This window comes from Sphingobium sp. WCS2017Hpa-17 (genome assembly GCF_031843765.1).
In the GTDB taxonomy this organism is placed as follows: domain Bacteria; phylum Pseudomonadota; class Alphaproteobacteria; order Sphingomonadales; family Sphingomonadaceae; genus Sphingobium.
In genome coordinates this window covers 49,396-62,874 of record NZ_JAVTIV010000001.1, presented here as the reverse complement: position 1 = coordinate 62,874, position 13,479 = coordinate 49,396, and the positions used below count along the sequence as shown (strand labels likewise).

General features: G+C 64.3%; 13 protein-coding genes. 8 read left to right on the top strand and 5 right to left on the bottom strand.

Annotated elements, in window-relative coordinates; all coding sequences use genetic code 11:
* The first annotated feature begins 53 nt into the window (after positions 1-53).
* Both RQH62_RS00215 and RQH62_RS00210 read left to right on the top strand, forming a co-directional pair.
* Entirely contained in the window at positions 54-1,169 is a 1,116-nt protein-coding gene (locus RQH62_RS00215; RefSeq protein ID WP_311266741.1) for a DUF47 family protein, read from the top strand.
* A gap of 160 nt (positions 1,170-1,329) precedes the next feature.
* A complete protein-coding gene (locus tag RQH62_RS00210) occupies positions 1,330-2,328 on the top strand; it encodes an inorganic phosphate transporter (RefSeq protein ID WP_311266740.1) in 999 nt (332 codons plus the stop codon).
* Positions 2,329-2,402: 74 nt separating this feature from the next.
* Here RQH62_RS00210 and RQH62_RS00205 read toward each other — a convergent pair whose 3' ends face one another.
* Positions 2,403-2,579, bottom strand: coding sequence for a hypothetical protein (locus RQH62_RS00205; protein ID WP_170267472.1), 177 nt, complete (start codon positions 2,577-2,579; stop codon positions 2,403-2,405).
* 140 nt (positions 2,580-2,719) lie between these two features.
* On the opposite strand from RQH62_RS00205, the gene RQH62_RS00200 reads away from it, so the two are divergent.
* Positions 2,720-4,123 carry a short-chain fatty acyl-CoA regulator family protein gene (locus RQH62_RS00200; protein ID WP_311266739.1) on the top strand — a complete coding sequence of 468 codons (1,404 nt, stop codon included), beginning with the start codon at positions 2,720-2,722 and terminating at the stop codon, positions 4,121-4,123.
* Here the strand turns inward: RQH62_RS00200 and RQH62_RS00195 are convergent.
* Positions 4,120-5,016 carry a LysR family transcriptional regulator gene (locus RQH62_RS00195; RefSeq protein WP_311266738.1) on the bottom strand — a complete coding sequence of 299 codons (897 nt, stop codon included), beginning with the start codon at positions 5,014-5,016 and terminating at the stop codon, positions 4,120-4,122. The two genes, RQH62_RS00200 and RQH62_RS00195, sit on opposite strands and share 4 nt — an antisense overlap.
* Positions 5,017-5,240: 224 nt before the next feature.
* Between RQH62_RS00195 and RQH62_RS00190 the strand changes: the two genes are divergently transcribed.
* Together RQH62_RS00190 and RQH62_RS00185 are read left to right on the top strand one after the other, a co-directional pair.
* The gene (locus tag RQH62_RS00190) at positions 5,241-5,477 is read left to right on the top strand and encodes a hypothetical protein (RefSeq protein WP_311266737.1); all 237 of its coding nucleotides are present in this window, start codon (positions 5,241-5,243) and stop codon (positions 5,475-5,477) included.
* 12 nt (positions 5,478-5,489) lie between these two features.
* The gene (locus RQH62_RS00185) at positions 5,490-6,377 is read left to right on the top strand and encodes a bestrophin family ion channel (RefSeq protein ID WP_311266736.1); all 888 of its coding nucleotides are present in this window, start codon (positions 5,490-5,492) and stop codon (positions 6,375-6,377) included.
* A gap of 1,485 nt (positions 6,378-7,862) precedes the next feature.
* Here the strand turns inward: RQH62_RS00185 and RQH62_RS00180 are convergent.
* Complete coding sequence (locus RQH62_RS00180; RefSeq protein WP_311266735.1) at positions 7,863-8,690, bottom strand: cold-shock protein; 828 nt, start codon at positions 8,688-8,690, stop codon at positions 7,863-7,865.
* 279 nt (positions 8,691-8,969) lie between these two features.
* Between RQH62_RS00180 and RQH62_RS00175 the strand changes: the two genes are divergently transcribed.
* Genes RQH62_RS00175 through RQH62_RS00165 form a run of 3 tightly spaced genes read left to right on the top strand, consistent with a single transcriptional unit; the run spans position 8,970 to position 10,810 of the window.
* Positions 8,970-9,587: a ribonuclease D gene (locus RQH62_RS00175; protein ID WP_311266734.1), complete on the top strand. Its 618-nt coding sequence runs from the start codon at positions 8,970-8,972 to the stop codon at positions 9,585-9,587.
* A gap of 15 nt (positions 9,588-9,602) precedes the next feature.
* Complete coding sequence (locus RQH62_RS00170) at positions 9,603-10,250, top strand: LPS export ABC transporter periplasmic protein LptC (RefSeq protein WP_311266733.1); 648 nt, start codon at positions 9,603-9,605, stop codon at positions 10,248-10,250.
* The gene (locus tag RQH62_RS00165) at positions 10,250-10,810 is read left to right on the top strand and encodes an LptA/OstA family protein (RefSeq protein ID WP_311266732.1); all 561 of its coding nucleotides are present in this window, start codon (positions 10,250-10,252) and stop codon (positions 10,808-10,810) included. The genes RQH62_RS00170 and RQH62_RS00165 overlap by 1 nt, the downstream gene beginning before the upstream one ends.
* Before the next feature lie 88 nt (positions 10,811-10,898).
* On the opposite strand, the gene RQH62_RS00160 is transcribed toward RQH62_RS00165, so the two are convergent.
* Together RQH62_RS00160 and recQ are read right to left on the bottom strand one after the other, a co-directional pair.
* Complete coding sequence (locus RQH62_RS00160) at positions 10,899-11,327, bottom strand: TIGR01244 family sulfur transferase (RefSeq protein ID WP_311266731.1); 429 nt, start codon at positions 11,325-11,327, stop codon at positions 10,899-10,901.
* A 57-nt stretch (positions 11,328-11,384) separates the two neighbouring features.
* Positions 11,385-13,160, bottom strand: a complete 1,776-nt coding sequence (gene recQ, locus RQH62_RS00155) for a DNA helicase RecQ (protein WP_311266730.1) — start codon at positions 13,158-13,160, stop codon at positions 11,385-11,387.
* Positions 13,161-13,479 lie beyond the last annotated feature (319 nt).

Here is a 13,479-nt window from a genome sequence, read left to right as displayed (position 1 = left end):
CCGTCCCATGAGTAGAATCTTGCGTTTTGTGACAATTTCGTTACAAGCGCTCCATGCGCCAGATTGCCGCCCTTCCCTATACGACCGATGCGAACGGCGCGATGCAGATCCTGCTGATCACGTCGCGCGAGACGCGGCGATGGGTGATTCCCAAGGGGAATCGGATCAAGGGCATGGCCGGCCACCGCGCCGCCGAACTGGAAGCCTATGAGGAAGCGGGCATCCATGGCATCGCCTGTCCCGCCCCGCTCGGCCGCTATCGCTATGACAAACGCAAGCGCAACGGCAACTCGCGCGAGGCGACGGTCGAGGTTTTTCCGCTTGCGGTCACCGGCCACCTGACGCAATGGCCCGAACAGGGTCAAAGGGAGCTGCGCTGGTTCCCGGTAGCCGACGCTGCAAAAGCGGTGGACGAACCGGATTTGCAGTCGATCATCGCGGCCTTCCGCGAACCGCCCGCCAATCCCGGCTGGTTCTTCCGGCTGTTGCTGGCGATCCGCGAAAAGCAAAGTGAAAGGACTGGAATGCTGCGCTGGTTTCATGCGTTGATGCCCAAACAGGGGCGCTTCTTCGAGCAGTTCGAGGATCACGCCGCCACTTTGGTCGTCGGCGCGGATGCGCTGGCCAAGCTGCTCAAGGGCGGCCCGGACATGGCCGAACATATCAAGGAAATATCCGACCGCGAGCATGAAGCGGACGATATCATCCGCGACGTGTTGCAGGATGTGCGCCGCATCTTCGTCACCCCGTTCGACCGCAGCGCTATCACCGGCCTGATCGGCGTCATGGACGACGCGATCGACCAGATGAACCAGACCGCCAAGGCGATCGCCCTGTACGAGGTGAAGGATTTCGCCCCGCAAATGCAGGATATGAGCGCGCTGATCGTGGAATGCGCGCGCATCACCGCCGAGGCGATGCCGCTGCTGCGTTCGCTGAACCTGAACGCGACCCGACTGCACGACCTGACCGAGCGGCTCGTCAAGCTGGAGGGCCATGCCGATATCCTGCACGAAGCAGGGCTGAAGGCGTTGTACGAGCAGGCGCGGGCGGGCAATCCGATGGACTTCATCGTCGGCAACGAGATTTACAGCCATCTGGAAAAGGTCACCGACCGGTTCGAGGATGTCGCCAACGAAATTTCTGGCCTGGTCATCGACCACGCCTGATGGGCTTTGCCCTTACCCGTTCGCCCTGAGTAGCCGCTGAGCGAAGTCGAAGGCCCGTATCGAAGGGTCGCGCATTGCCCCCATCCTTCGATACGCCGCTTCGGCTTCGCTCAGCGGCTACTCAGGACGAACGGAATATTGAAGGACAGATGTCAATCCCATGGACCCCATCGCCCTACCCCTACTGATCGCGCTGATCGGTGTCGCCTTGCTGTTCGATTTCCTGAACGGCCTGCACGACGCCGCCAACTCGATCGCGACCATCGTGTCGACCCGCGTGCTGAAACCGCAATATGCGGTCGCCTGGGCCGCCTTCTTCAACTTCATCGCCTTCCTCTTCTTCGGCCTGCATGTGGCCGAGACGGTGGGCAAGGGCATCGTCGACGCCAGCATCATCGACCCGCAGGTGATCTTCGGCGCGCTGATGGGGGCGATCGCCTGGAACCTCATCACCTGGGGGCTGGGCATCCCGTCTTCCTCCAGCCATGCGCTGATCGGCGGATTGCTGGGCGCGGGCACCGCCAAGGCGGGGCTGGGCGCAGTCGTGTGGAGCGGCGTGTTCAAAACGAGTGCGGCGATCGTCATTTCGCCCGCCGTCGGCCTGTTTCTGGCACTGATGCTGGTGCTGGTCATCAGCTGGATCTTCCGCAAGTTCACGCCGCAGGGCGCGGACAAAGTGTTCCGCAAGCTGCAACTCGTGTCCGCATCGCTCTATTCGCTGGGCCATGGCGGCAATGACGCGCAGAAGACGATGGGGATCATCGCCGTGCTGCTCTATTCGCAGGGCATGCTGACCGGCGGTTTCCATGTGCCGATGTGGGTGGTGCTGAGCTGTCAGGCGGCCATGGGCCTCGGCACGCTGCTTGGCGGCTGGAAGATCGTCCATACGATGGGGTCGAAGATCACCCGGCTGACCCCGGCGCAGGGTTTCTGTGCGGAGACGGGCGGGGCCATCACCCTGTTCATGGCGACCCATCTGGGCGTGCCGGTATCGACCACCCATACCATTACCGGCGCGATCGTCGGCGTGGGCGCATCACGGCGGCTGTCGGCGGTGCGGTGGAACGTGGCGTCGAGCATCATCGTCGCCTGGGTCGTGACCCTGCCCGCCTCGGCCGCGATCGGCGCGCTCTTCTACGGGCTGACGCGACTGTTCTGAGAATTCGTCCATTGGGCATAACAAAAGGGCGCGGGAGTGATCCCGCGCCCTTTCTATTTGGTCCGTCCGATCCGTCAGGCCACGCGGCCGAGGCGGTGATAGAGATTGGCATATTTGATCGATTCCGGCTGGTCCTGCACTTCCTTCAGATAGTGCGCGATGGCGGTGCGGATCAGGCCGAAATCCTGCTGGGAGAAAACGGCGCGCGAACGGCTCGGCTCGCGGGTCTGGTCGATCGTGTCGGTGGTCATATCTCTGTCCTTCGCGGCTTGGCCCGTCCGGGCTGATGAACACCGAGATAGACAGATGCATCGCCCGCGATAAGGCCGATGAGTGGCCGCAAGTCACAATCCGATTTGGTCATTTAGTCATTCTATGACATTATGACTTTATGGCAGAGCTGACCGATCGCAAACTCTATCTGGGACCGAAGCTGCGCGTGCTGCGCCGCGAACTGGGCCTGAACCAGACGCAGATGGCCGAAGAACTGGGCGTGTCGCCCAGCTATCTCAACCATCTGGAGCGCAACCAGCGACCGTTAACGGCGCAGATGCTGCTACGGCTGGCCAATACCTATGACATCGACATTCGCGATTTCACGGCACAGGCGCAGGAGGGCGGTCCCGGAGAGTTGAGCGAGATCTTGTCCGATGCGCTGGTGCGCGACATCGGCATCGCACGCGACGAAGTGCTGGAGGTGGCGGAAAACTACCCCGGCGTCAGTGAGGCGATCGCCCGATTCTATCGCGCGCTGGGCGATTTGCGCCGGCTGCCGGGCGAGGCGCTGGAGCGCAGCGGGCCGGCACCGCTGGTCGCGCCGGTCGACTGGCTGCGCGAGACGATATCGCGGGCGGGCAATCATTTCGCGGAAATCGACGCCGGAGCGGAGGCGATCGACGCCGACCTGCCGGACGATCCTGCCCTGTTGCAGGCCGAGTTGCGCACGCGGCTGAAGGACCGGCACGGCATGAACGTGCAGGTGGTGCGCGGTGATGTGCTGGCCGGGACGCTGCGCCATTATGACATGCACCGGCGAAGGCTGTTGCTGAGCGAGCGATTGCCCGCGTCCGGGCGGCTGTTCGCCATCGCCTATCATCTGTGCGCGCAGGAACTGGCCGATGCGATCGCCGCGCAGATTGCCCGCGCCGCGCCCCCGGATGAGGATAGCCGCAGGCTCGCGGTGATGGCGCTGACCAACTATGCCGCGGCCGCCCTCATCATGCCCTATGACCGGTTCCGGCAGGCGGCGGAGCAGAGCCGGCATGACCTGCCATTGCTGCGCGACCGGTTCGGCGTATCGACCGAGCAACTGGCGCATCGGCTGACCAGCCTCAACCGCACGGGCGCGCGCGGTATCCCCTTCTTCATGGCGCGGATCGACCGGGCGGGACTTGTCTCCAAGCGCTTCGATGGCGAGGCCTGGCCGTTCGCCCGTTTCGGTGGCACCTGCCCGCGCTGGGATGCGCATGCCACACAAGAGGTAGACAAGGTGACATCACAGCTGGTCGAGACGCTGGACGGCAAGCGGTTCCTGACGCTGGCGATCGGCCTGCCACAAGGTGCAGCGCGCGGGCGGGCGGTGATCGCGCTGGGGTGCGAGGCGAAACATGGCGGGCGGATCGTCCATGCGGACGGGATCGATCTGGACAAGGGCAATGCCACCGAGGTTGGGCCGACATGCCACTTGTGCGAGCGGCGCGACTGTCCGGATCGGGCGCTGCCGCCGGTCACGCGCGCGCTGGACCTGCACAGCTATGAACGGACGATCGCGCCCTTTCCGTTCCGGCGGGTTTAGGCCGCCTTGGCTACCCAGTCGCGCTTGAGATGGCGGGCGAGGAAGTCGAGGCAGGAGCGAACCTTCGCCATTTCCCCCTGCCCCGGCACGTAAAGCGCGACAATGGACGAGGCCGGCAACGGGAGTTCCGGCAGCAATTGCTGGAGCCGGCCAGTGTCGAGATCGTCGGCCACTTCCCACAGCGATTTGATGACAATGCCCGCGCCATCCAGCGCCCAGGCGCGCGCCATTTCGCCGTCATTGGTGCTGAGCGTCACGCGCGGGCTATTGCCGCTGCCGACCACCGAGCGCCAGATGTCCTGCTGCGCTTCGCCCACAACGATATTGTCGTGCAGCGCGAGGTCCGCGACGCTCTTAGGCCGGCCGCGGCGGGCGAGATAGTCCGGCGCGGCGCAAAGCAGGCGCGGATTGTCAGTCAGCCGCTTCATGGTGAGCATACTGTCCGGCGGCGGGTCGAAGCAGATGGCGATGTCATGCCCCGTCTCGACGATATTGGTTGCCTGTTCGGCGGTTTCGAGGTGGATGGCGACGTCGGGATGCAGCGTCGCATATTCGCGGAACAGCGGCGCCAGGCGCATGCGCGCGGCATTGACGGTCGTCACCACCCGCAGCAGGCCGGTTGCTTCTGTCGCGCGGCGCATCACGTCGGTTTCGACATCGTCGATGGCGCTCAAGGCCCGGCCGGCCTTGTCATAGAGCAGCGAACCTTCCTCCGTCAGCGACAGATGGCGGCTGTTACGGCGGATCAGCATGACCCCCAGCCGCGCCTCCAACTGTGACAGTCTGCGGCTGGTCGCGGCCAGCGACAGACCCAGCCGACGCGCCGCTTCGGACAGCGTGCCCGATTCGGCGATCTTCACAAAGGATTCGATTTCGGCAAAGCGGTCGGCCATCCACCCAAGCTAGGCGGTCGATGCTGCAACGCAATAGATCGGCTGTTGCGATACGGTATGGTTTCGTTGCTGCGTCTCTCCAAACCCACGCTTTTGTAAGCTTTTCTTGCCGGATTTCACGGTACGCAACCCAGCCTTGCGTCGGACGCATGGCGTTGACGGAAGCTTTTGCGACGCATCATTTTCATAGGCGATCCCGCAATTTCACCACGGAGTTTCTGCCCATGCCGATGCTGAGCGCCCGCCGCGCCAAGGTCGATCCGCCGATCGCCTGGAACGATATCGAAGCCCTGCCCATCTATGCCGCGATGCTGCTGTGCGCGATCTGCCTGGGCCTGGCGCTGATGGATTCGACGCCGACCCTGCACGCCACCCTGTTGAAGATCGTGGGTATCGTCGGTGGTCTGGCGCTGCGCCATGCCTGGCTGAAACTGGACGATGAGGGCGGCGACGCCCTTTAAGAGATAGCCCCTATGATCGTCGGACGGTCCCCCCGTATCCGCCAGAGCTTCCAGAAGGCATGGAGCGCGCTGATCGCGCTGTTCTTCTGGGATCTGGCCGTCACCATTTTCTACTATATCTCGCCGTTCAAGGCGCCGGCGCTGCCGCTGACCATCTTCGGCACCGCGCTGGCGCTGGTGCTGGGCTTCCGCGTCAACAGCGCCTATTCGCGCTGGTGGGAGGGCCGCATATTGTGGGGCGCGATGGTCAATGTGTCGCGCAGCTTTACCCGCGCGGTTCTGGCCTACCTGCCCGACACGCCCGACGCGCGCGCCATGGGTGTGACGCTGGTGAAGCGGCATATCGCCTATGTCCATGCGCTGCGCTGCCAGTTGCGGCGCGAAGATCCGGCGCCCGACATGCGGCGCGTGCTGGGCGAAGAGGCGGCGCTGCCCGAACTGGAGCGGCGCAATCCGGCCAATGGCCTGCTCGACGGGTCCGACCGCAGGCTGATGAACGCGGTGCAGCATGGCTGGATCGACACCATCCAGCAGACCCGGATCGAGGGCATGCTTGTCGACATGTCCAATGCGCAGGGCGGCATGGAGCGGATCAAGAACACGCCGCTGCCCGCCCAATATCGCGCCTTCCCCAAATATTTCACCCGGCTGTTCTGCATATTGCTGCCGGTCGGGCTGGTCGAGACATTGGGCATGGCGACGCCGGTGGGGTCGGCGGTGGCGGGCTTCATGTTCCTGGCGGTGCTCCAGATTGGCGACGATCTGGTCGATCCGTTCGGCAATGACGTCCACGACCTGCCGCTGACCAGCATCACCACCACGATCGAGGGCGACCTGAACCAGGCGATCGGCCTGCCCGCCCCGCCGCCGCTGCAACCGGTCGATGGCGTGCTGTGGTGAGGCGCCGGGCGTAACACTGAGGTTACAGGTGCGCGTCGGGGGCGAAGTTCATAGTGTCGTCGCCCTTTTTCGGGAGGAAGCGCTTGCAAGGCGCTCGCGACGCCTCCCCGACGCTTCCCCTAAGCGGCCGGCCGCGACAGAGGCGTGACACGCCCACGCCATCGACGCGACAGGCCATCAACAGCAGCCCGGCGGCCGGGTCATGTGGACTCTCCGGCGCGTGAGCGGGGAATGGTGTCGGAAAGAACGGCCTCATCCCGCAGGATAGATCAAAGATTATCCTACATTGGAAGATTCGAGACGCACCGTTCCAGTGAGTGGGTAGCAAGCGGGCCTGGCGGACCACTCCCGATCCGCCTGCCGCGTCGCCCAGAACAGGCTTCTACAGGCTCGATGCGAACGGATGTCCGGAACTGGAGATGGGAAAGATCATCGTTGGCAGCTATTCCCGATCGGCGATGGCTGCGTGCTTGCCGACCACTGGCAGGCTATTCCAGGAGAGATAGCAGACCGGGTGCACCCAGCCACTTGCAGCCATTGCTCTGATAAGTTCTACTTGCTCGATGAGCAGATTGCACCTGACTGAAACTATAGCCGCGCCAGCAAATCGGCTTAGAGCGGCGACATTGGGCTTTAGCATTACAGCGGCACCTTTGTGTATCGTCGCATTGGCGCAGATTGCTTTTTTGCCACAGATCGTCGGGGCCATTGAGGGTTTGGATGGTAACGAGCGGACTTGGGCGATTTCAGTCCTACGGAGAGATTGGCTCGCGTTCCATACTGCTGTGGCGACCTCGATAGCCATTTATTGGCTGCTAACGGCCGTGCTCGGAAGAGGGAATTTCCTCCAATTGAGATATGCAAATATAACGCTGGGACTATTCGTCTTCGCAGTTATATTCTTAATTCTATATGGATCCTTTGTTCAGTGGCCTGAGAAGTTGGAGGGCGTATGCCCGTTCTTCGGCGTGTCGGACACGGACGCACCGAGCTACGGCTTAGACACCCCATCATCATGTGGCGCCTTCGCCTACGCAGCCCATCAAATGATATTGTTGGCGTTGTTCGGACTGCCGATCGCGCTGATCACCACAAGTATGATAGTCCGTATAGTCTCCTCTCGTCGCGCGAGACCGGCTACCGGCTAAGGTTTATCTATGGCTCCAGTGAACGTCCGCTTTCCGCCCCTTGTGGCTGTCACCGGTCTGCGAGTCACTGAACCTTGCCGATGAGCGGTCTGTGCAGTTTCGGGTAGGATAGCTGACCGGGTAAAATCGACCAAGGCCGAACACTTCAATGCCCTCTCGCGTGAAAACGGGAGAGGGCTAAAAGCAGATGGTCCGCCTACCCCACTCGCGCCATTTGCACGGTCGCGACGGCCCACCGCCAACCAGTCATGCGAAGGCACATCCAAAGCAAAAGGGGCCGCCTTTTCAGGCAGCCCCTTTCATCCTCTCCCTGAAAACAGGGATGATCCGTCCGGCCTTATTCGGCCTTCGACTGGAGGTTCACCGCAGCATATTTGCCGCGACGATCGACTTCCAGTTCGAAGTCGAGGCGGTCGCCTTCGTTCAGGGCGGCCATGCCAGCGCGTTCCACGGCGCTGATGTGGACGAAGGCGTCGGGCTGGCCGTCGTCGCGCTGGATGAAGCCGAAGCCCTTCATCGCGTTGAAGAACTTCACGGTGCCGCTGGAGCGCTCACCGGTCAGCTGACGCTGCGGGCCACGATCGGGTGCACCACCAAAGCCACCGGCGCGCGGTTCGCGGGCTTCGCGCGGCGGGCCGCGATCGGTGACGGGGAGCGGTTCGCCGTCGATGACCAGATCGGTCGCCGACACCTTGCCACCACGATCGACCAGCGTGAAGCCGAGCGGCTGACCTTCGGCCAGACCGGTCAGACCGGCCTGTTCGACCGCGCTGATGTGGACGAACACGTCTTCGCCGCCATCGTCACGGACGATGAAGCCGAAACCCTTCTGGCCGTTGAAGAACTTAACAACGCCCTTGCCTTCGCCGACGACCTGGGCAGGCATGCCGCGACCACCGCCGCCGCCACCGCCGAAACCACCGCCGCCGCCGCCAAAGCCGCCGCGACCACCGCCGCCGCCGCCGAAGCCGCCGCGATCACCGCCGCCGAAACCACCACGGTCGCCGCCGAAGCCACCGCCGCCACCGCCGAAGCGATCACCGCCGAAGCCACCACCGCCGCCGCCGAAGCCACCACGATCGCCACCACCGTAGAAGTTGTCGTCGCCGAAACCGTCGCGCTTATCCTTGCCGCGCCCGCCGCGGCGACCTCTATCAAAACTCATGCCCTGTTAGTCACTTTCGCTTCGCCCCAAAGACAATCGGACAAACATGTCGGGCGAATGACATGCAGAATCCACCGCAGAGGCGGGTTTGGGAATCACTATATCAACTTTTCAGGGCAGCGCGAATGATTTTCACTGTTGCGGTCATGTTCCGTTCCAATAATGGAAAAAGTCCGGATATTCCACGGCTCGACGCAGGAAAGACGCGCCCTGCCGCAGCTTTTGCGCAGGCAAAAGGGCCGATTGCGGTCGAACCGGTTTCGCCATAGAGGGGAAGCCATGACCGTGCATTTCCATGAAGAAGATCTGCCCGCCGGCGTCCTCGCCCCCGGCCCGATCGCCATCGACACCGAAACGATGGGCCTCATCACCCCGCGCGACCGCCTGTGCGTGGTCCAGATCAGCGATGGCAAGGGCGATGAGCATCTCGTCCGCTTCAATCCCGGCAGCGATTATGCCGCGCCGAACCTGAAGGCGGTGCTGGCCGATCCGGAGCGGTTGAAACTCTATCATTTCGGCCGGTTCGATATCGCCGCGATCAAACATTATCTGGGCGTGGTGGCCGCGCCGGTTTACTGCACCAAGATCGCGTCGCGCCTGATCCGCACCTATACCGACCGCCATGGCCTGAAGGAACTGGTCCGCGAACTGCTGGGCCAGGATATCAGCAAGCAGCAGCAGTCGAGCGACTGGGGCGGCCCGGTCCTGTCGGACGCGCAGAAGGATTATGCCGCGTCGGACGTGCGCTATCTGCATGCGCTGAAGGCCGAACTGGACAAAAGGCTGATCCGCGAAGGGCGGATGGAACTGGCCCAGGCCTGTTTCGACTTCCTGCCGCACCGCGCCGAACTCGATCTGGCCGGCTGGCCGGAAATCGACATTTTCGCGCATATGTAAGGGAGCAGACGCTTCGTGTCCGTCCAGGCCGATCAGCAACGCGACGTGCGCCGCCATTGGGCGCGGCCGGGCGGCAGCCATGACCGGCTGGTCGGGCTGCTGAAAAACTGGCTGCCGGTCGCGGTCGGCGTGCTGGCGGCATTGCTGGCGACCGCGCCCTTCACGGGCGGCGACAAGGTCAGCTTCGTGCTCGACAAGAACAAGGTCGAGGTGGCGAAGGACCGGATGCGGCTGACCGAGGCGCTGTATCGCGGCGAGGACAGCAAGGGCCAGCCCTTCTCCCTGCGCGCCGGATCCGCCGTGCAGAAAAGCTCGCGCGAGCCGGTCGTCGACCTCAACACCCTGTCCGCGCGCATCCTGCTGTCGGACGGCCCGGCCGTGCTGACGGCGCAAAAGGGCCGGTACGACATGGAAACAGAGCGGGTCGGCATTCAGGGACCGGTGCAGTTCGAGGCGGCGGGCGGATATCGGCTGACCACGCGCGACGTGGGCGTCGACCTCAAAACCCGGCGGATGAAGAGCGCGGGCCGGGTCGATGGCCGCATCCCGATCGGCACGTTCAGTGGCGACCATCTGGAAGCGGACATGAACGCGCGCACCGTGACGCTGAATGGCCGGGCAAGCTTGCGCATCGAGCAAAATGGTCTCAAAGGGCGAAACTGATGAAACGCACCCTGATCCTGCTGTCGACCGCCTTCATGGGTACTGCCGCGCTGATGTTCGCGGGCGCGAGCGCACAGGTGTTCAAGAATCACGACAGCAACGCCCCGGTCAATTTCAACGCCGACCGGATCGAGGTGCAGGATCGCGCCGACCGCGTCGTCGTGTCGGGCAATGTCGTGGTGACGCAGGCCGGCATGACGCTGAACGCGGCGCGCATGACCGTGGCCTATAATAACCAACCGGGCGGCGGCACCGGCACCGATGGCATCCAGATCAACCGGATCGACGCATCGGGCAATGTCGTGGTGACCAAGGCGGACCAGACCGCGCGCGGCAATGTCGCCATCTACGACCTCAACAGCAAACTGATCACCATGCTGGGCAATGTCACGCTGACGCAAGGGGCGAACAAGCTGACCGGCGGGCGGCTGGTGATGGACCTCAATAGCGGGCGATCGACGGTGGACGGCCGGTCTTCGGGCGGTGGCAGTACCGGCACCGCGACCAGCCCAAGCGGGCGCGTCTCGGGCACCTTCACGGTTCCGCAGCGCAAGAATTGAGGCAGGGCGCTGGAATGCGCCTGCCATTTTCATGATGAAAGAAAGAGGGATCCCGGATCAAGTCCGGGATAACGTTGTGTTGCAGGCCTTACTGGGCGGCCAATGCGTCCATGATCTGACGCACGGGGGCGATGTCGTAACCGGCGGCGGCGGCTTGGGCGGCCAGCACATCGCCATTGTCGCCGGCGCGGGCGCGGGTCAGCGCCCACAGCAAAGTGCTGCGCGTGCCTGAGCGGCAATAGGCCAGCAGCTTGCCGTGGTCGGCCTGTTCCAGCGCCTGCGCCATGCCGTCCAGCTGCCAGGGGGCAAAGCCGCCATGGGCGACCGGCACGGCCAGATAGGCGATGCCTGCGGCCTGCGCCGCCGCTTCGATCTCCGCGCCGTTGACCTGGCCCGGCTCTTCATCATCGGGGCGATTGTTGATGATGAGGGTGACGCCCTGCGCCTTCGCCTCACCGACCTGCTCGACGCTGATCTGCGGGGATACGAGGATGCGGTCGGTCAGCTTGCGGAACATGGGCTTCTCCTTTGCCTGCCCCATGCGCTCTGGAAAGCGAGGTTTCAAGATATTTGGTCAGAGGAAGGGGCGGATCGCAGCGAGGAAGGCGTCGCCCCAGGCGTCCAGCTTCTTTTGGCCGATGCCGCTGATATGGCTCATTTCGCGGATGGAGGACGGGCGCTGCTCGGCCATTTCGCGCAGGGTCGAATCGTGGAAGATGACATAGGGCGGCACCCCGGCCTCCTGCGCCAGTTCGCGGCGGCAGGCGCGCAGGGCGTCGAACAGCGGATCGCCGACCGGGTTGGCGTCCGCGCCGTTGCGGGCGCTGCGCTTGCTACGCCGTTCGCGCTTGGGCGGCATCAGGATGCGCACCTCCTCCTCCCCGCGCAGGATCGGCCGGGCATTGGGGCCGAGCATCAGCCCGCCATGTTCCGTCGTTTCCAGCGCATCGCGTACCAGCAGCGCGCGCGAGACGGGGCGCAGCAGCGCGACTTCATCGCCCGCGACGATGCCATGGACGGAGATACGGTCGTGGCCGCGCTCGCGAATCTTGTCGTTGGGCGTGCCGGTCAGCACCGCCTCGATATGGCCGGCGCCGAAACTCTGCCCGGTGCGGTAGACGGCGGACAGATATTTGCGCGCCGTCTCGGTCGCATCGACGCTGGCGGGCGGCGTCAGGCAATTGTCGCAATTGCCGCAGGTGGCGGGCGGTTGCTCGCCGAAATGGCGCAGCAGGATGGCACGTCGGCAGGTGGCGGTTTCGACGAGGGCCCCCAGCGCCGCAATGCGGGTGCGCTCGCCCGGCTGGCGGGCAGGCTCCAGTTCGGCGATGCGCATGCGGGCGCGGGCGAAGTCTTCCGCCCCCCAGAAGAGATGCGCGACCGCCGGTTCGCCGTCGCGGCCAGCGCGGCCCGATTCCTGATAATAGCCCTCGATCGATTTGGGCAGGCCGGCATGGGCGACGAAGCGCACGTCGGGCTTGTCGATACCCATGCCGAAGGCGACGGTGGCGACCATCACCATATCCTCGCTGGCGATGAAGGCGGCCTGATTGGCGGCGCGCACCGCCGGGTCCATGCCGGCATGATAGGCGCGCACGGCACGCCCGCCCCGCCCCAGCGTTTCGGCCAGCTTCTCGGTCGCGGCGCGGGTCTGGGCATAGACGACGCCGGGGCCGGGATTGGCGGCGACAAGGTCGGCCAGCTGACGGGTCAGCCCGTCGCGCGGGTGGACGGCGTAGCGAATATTGGGCCGGTCGAAGCCGGAGATGATGAGACCATCGCGCGGGATGCCCAACTGGACGAGGATATCCTCCCGCGTGTGCGCGTCGGCCGTAGCGGTGAGCGCGAGGCGCGGAACGTCCGGAAATTCGTCCAGCAACGGACGTAGCAGGCGATAGTCGGGGCGGAAATCATGGCCCCATTCGGACACGCAATGGGCTTCGTCGATGGCGAAGAGGGCGATCTTCGTCGCACGCAGCAGATTACGGAAATTTTCCTGGCTGGCGCGTTCGGGCGCGACATAGAGCAGGTCGAGATCGCCATTGCGGAGGCGATCCTGCGTCTCGCGCCAGTCGGCATCCACGCTGGTCAGGCTGGCGGCGCGCAGGCCCACCGCATTGGCGGCGCGCAACTGGTCGTGCATCAGCGCGATCAGCGGTGACACGACGATGCAGCAGCCGTCGAGCGCGGCGGAGGGTAGCTGATAGCAGAGCGACTTGCCCGCGCCGGTCGGCATGATCGCCAGCGTCGGCCGCCCCGCCATGACGCGACCCACCACCTCTTCCTGCACGCCGCGAAAGGCGGTGAACCCGAAAATATCGTGGAGAAGCGTGGGGATGTCGCGCGCCATCGGGCGGCCTTAGCGGGTGCGGGGCGATGGGGCTAGGGGGGTGAGGATTATAGAATGGCCAAAGGGCCGAGATGGGTGGAGAGCGGCCATTCCCCTCCCGCCTGCGGGAGGGGCAGCGAGACTTGCGCGCGCAGCGCGTTAGTCGCAGCGGGGTGGGCTGTCGCGACGTCCAGCCCACCCCCTAGCCCCCTCCCGTAAACGGGAGGGGGACATGTCCACTTCTGGTCGTCAGCCGACCTTCATGGCCATGCTAGCGAAGGCTGGCATCTTAGGCAGGCGCCCCGTTAACAGATGGCGTGAACTGACCCGCCTCCTTCTA

Excerpts from the sequence above, each read along its gene's own strand:
- RQH62_RS00215 (WP_311266741.1), top strand. The coding sequence starts at position 54 with ATGCGCCAGATTGCCGCCCTTCCCTATACGACCGATGCGAACGGCGCG.
- RQH62_RS00210 (WP_311266740.1), top strand. The coding sequence starts at position 1,330 with ATGGACCCCATCGCCCTACCCCTACTGATCGCGCTGATCGGTGTCGCC.
- RQH62_RS00205 (WP_170267472.1), bottom strand. The coding sequence starts at position 2,579 with ATGACCACCGACACGATCGACCAGACCCGCGAGCCGAGCCGTTCGCGC.
- RQH62_RS00200 (WP_311266739.1), top strand. The coding sequence starts at position 2,720 with ATGGCAGAGCTGACCGATCGCAAACTCTATCTGGGACCGAAGCTGCGC.
- RQH62_RS00195 (WP_311266738.1), bottom strand. The coding sequence starts at position 5,016 with ATGGCCGACCGCTTTGCCGAAATCGAATCCTTTGTGAAGATCGCCGAA.
- RQH62_RS00190 (WP_311266737.1), top strand. The coding sequence starts at position 5,241 with ATGCCGATGCTGAGCGCCCGCCGCGCCAAGGTCGATCCGCCGATCGCC.
- RQH62_RS00185 (WP_311266736.1), top strand. The coding sequence starts at position 5,490 with ATGATCGTCGGACGGTCCCCCCGTATCCGCCAGAGCTTCCAGAAGGCA.
- RQH62_RS00180 (WP_311266735.1), bottom strand. The coding sequence starts at position 8,690 with ATGAGTTTTGATAGAGGTCGCCGCGGCGGGCGCGGCAAGGATAAGCGC.
- RQH62_RS00175 (WP_311266734.1), top strand. The coding sequence starts at position 8,970 with ATGACCGTGCATTTCCATGAAGAAGATCTGCCCGCCGGCGTCCTCGCC.
- RQH62_RS00165 (WP_311266732.1), top strand. The coding sequence starts at position 10,250 with ATGAAACGCACCCTGATCCTGCTGTCGACCGCCTTCATGGGTACTGCC.
- RQH62_RS00160 (WP_311266731.1), bottom strand. The coding sequence starts at position 11,327 with ATGTTCCGCAAGCTGACCGACCGCATCCTCGTATCCCCGCAGATCAGC.
- recQ (WP_311266730.1), bottom strand. The coding sequence starts at position 13,160 with ATGGCGCGCGACATCCCCACGCTTCTCCACGATATTTTCGGGTTCACC.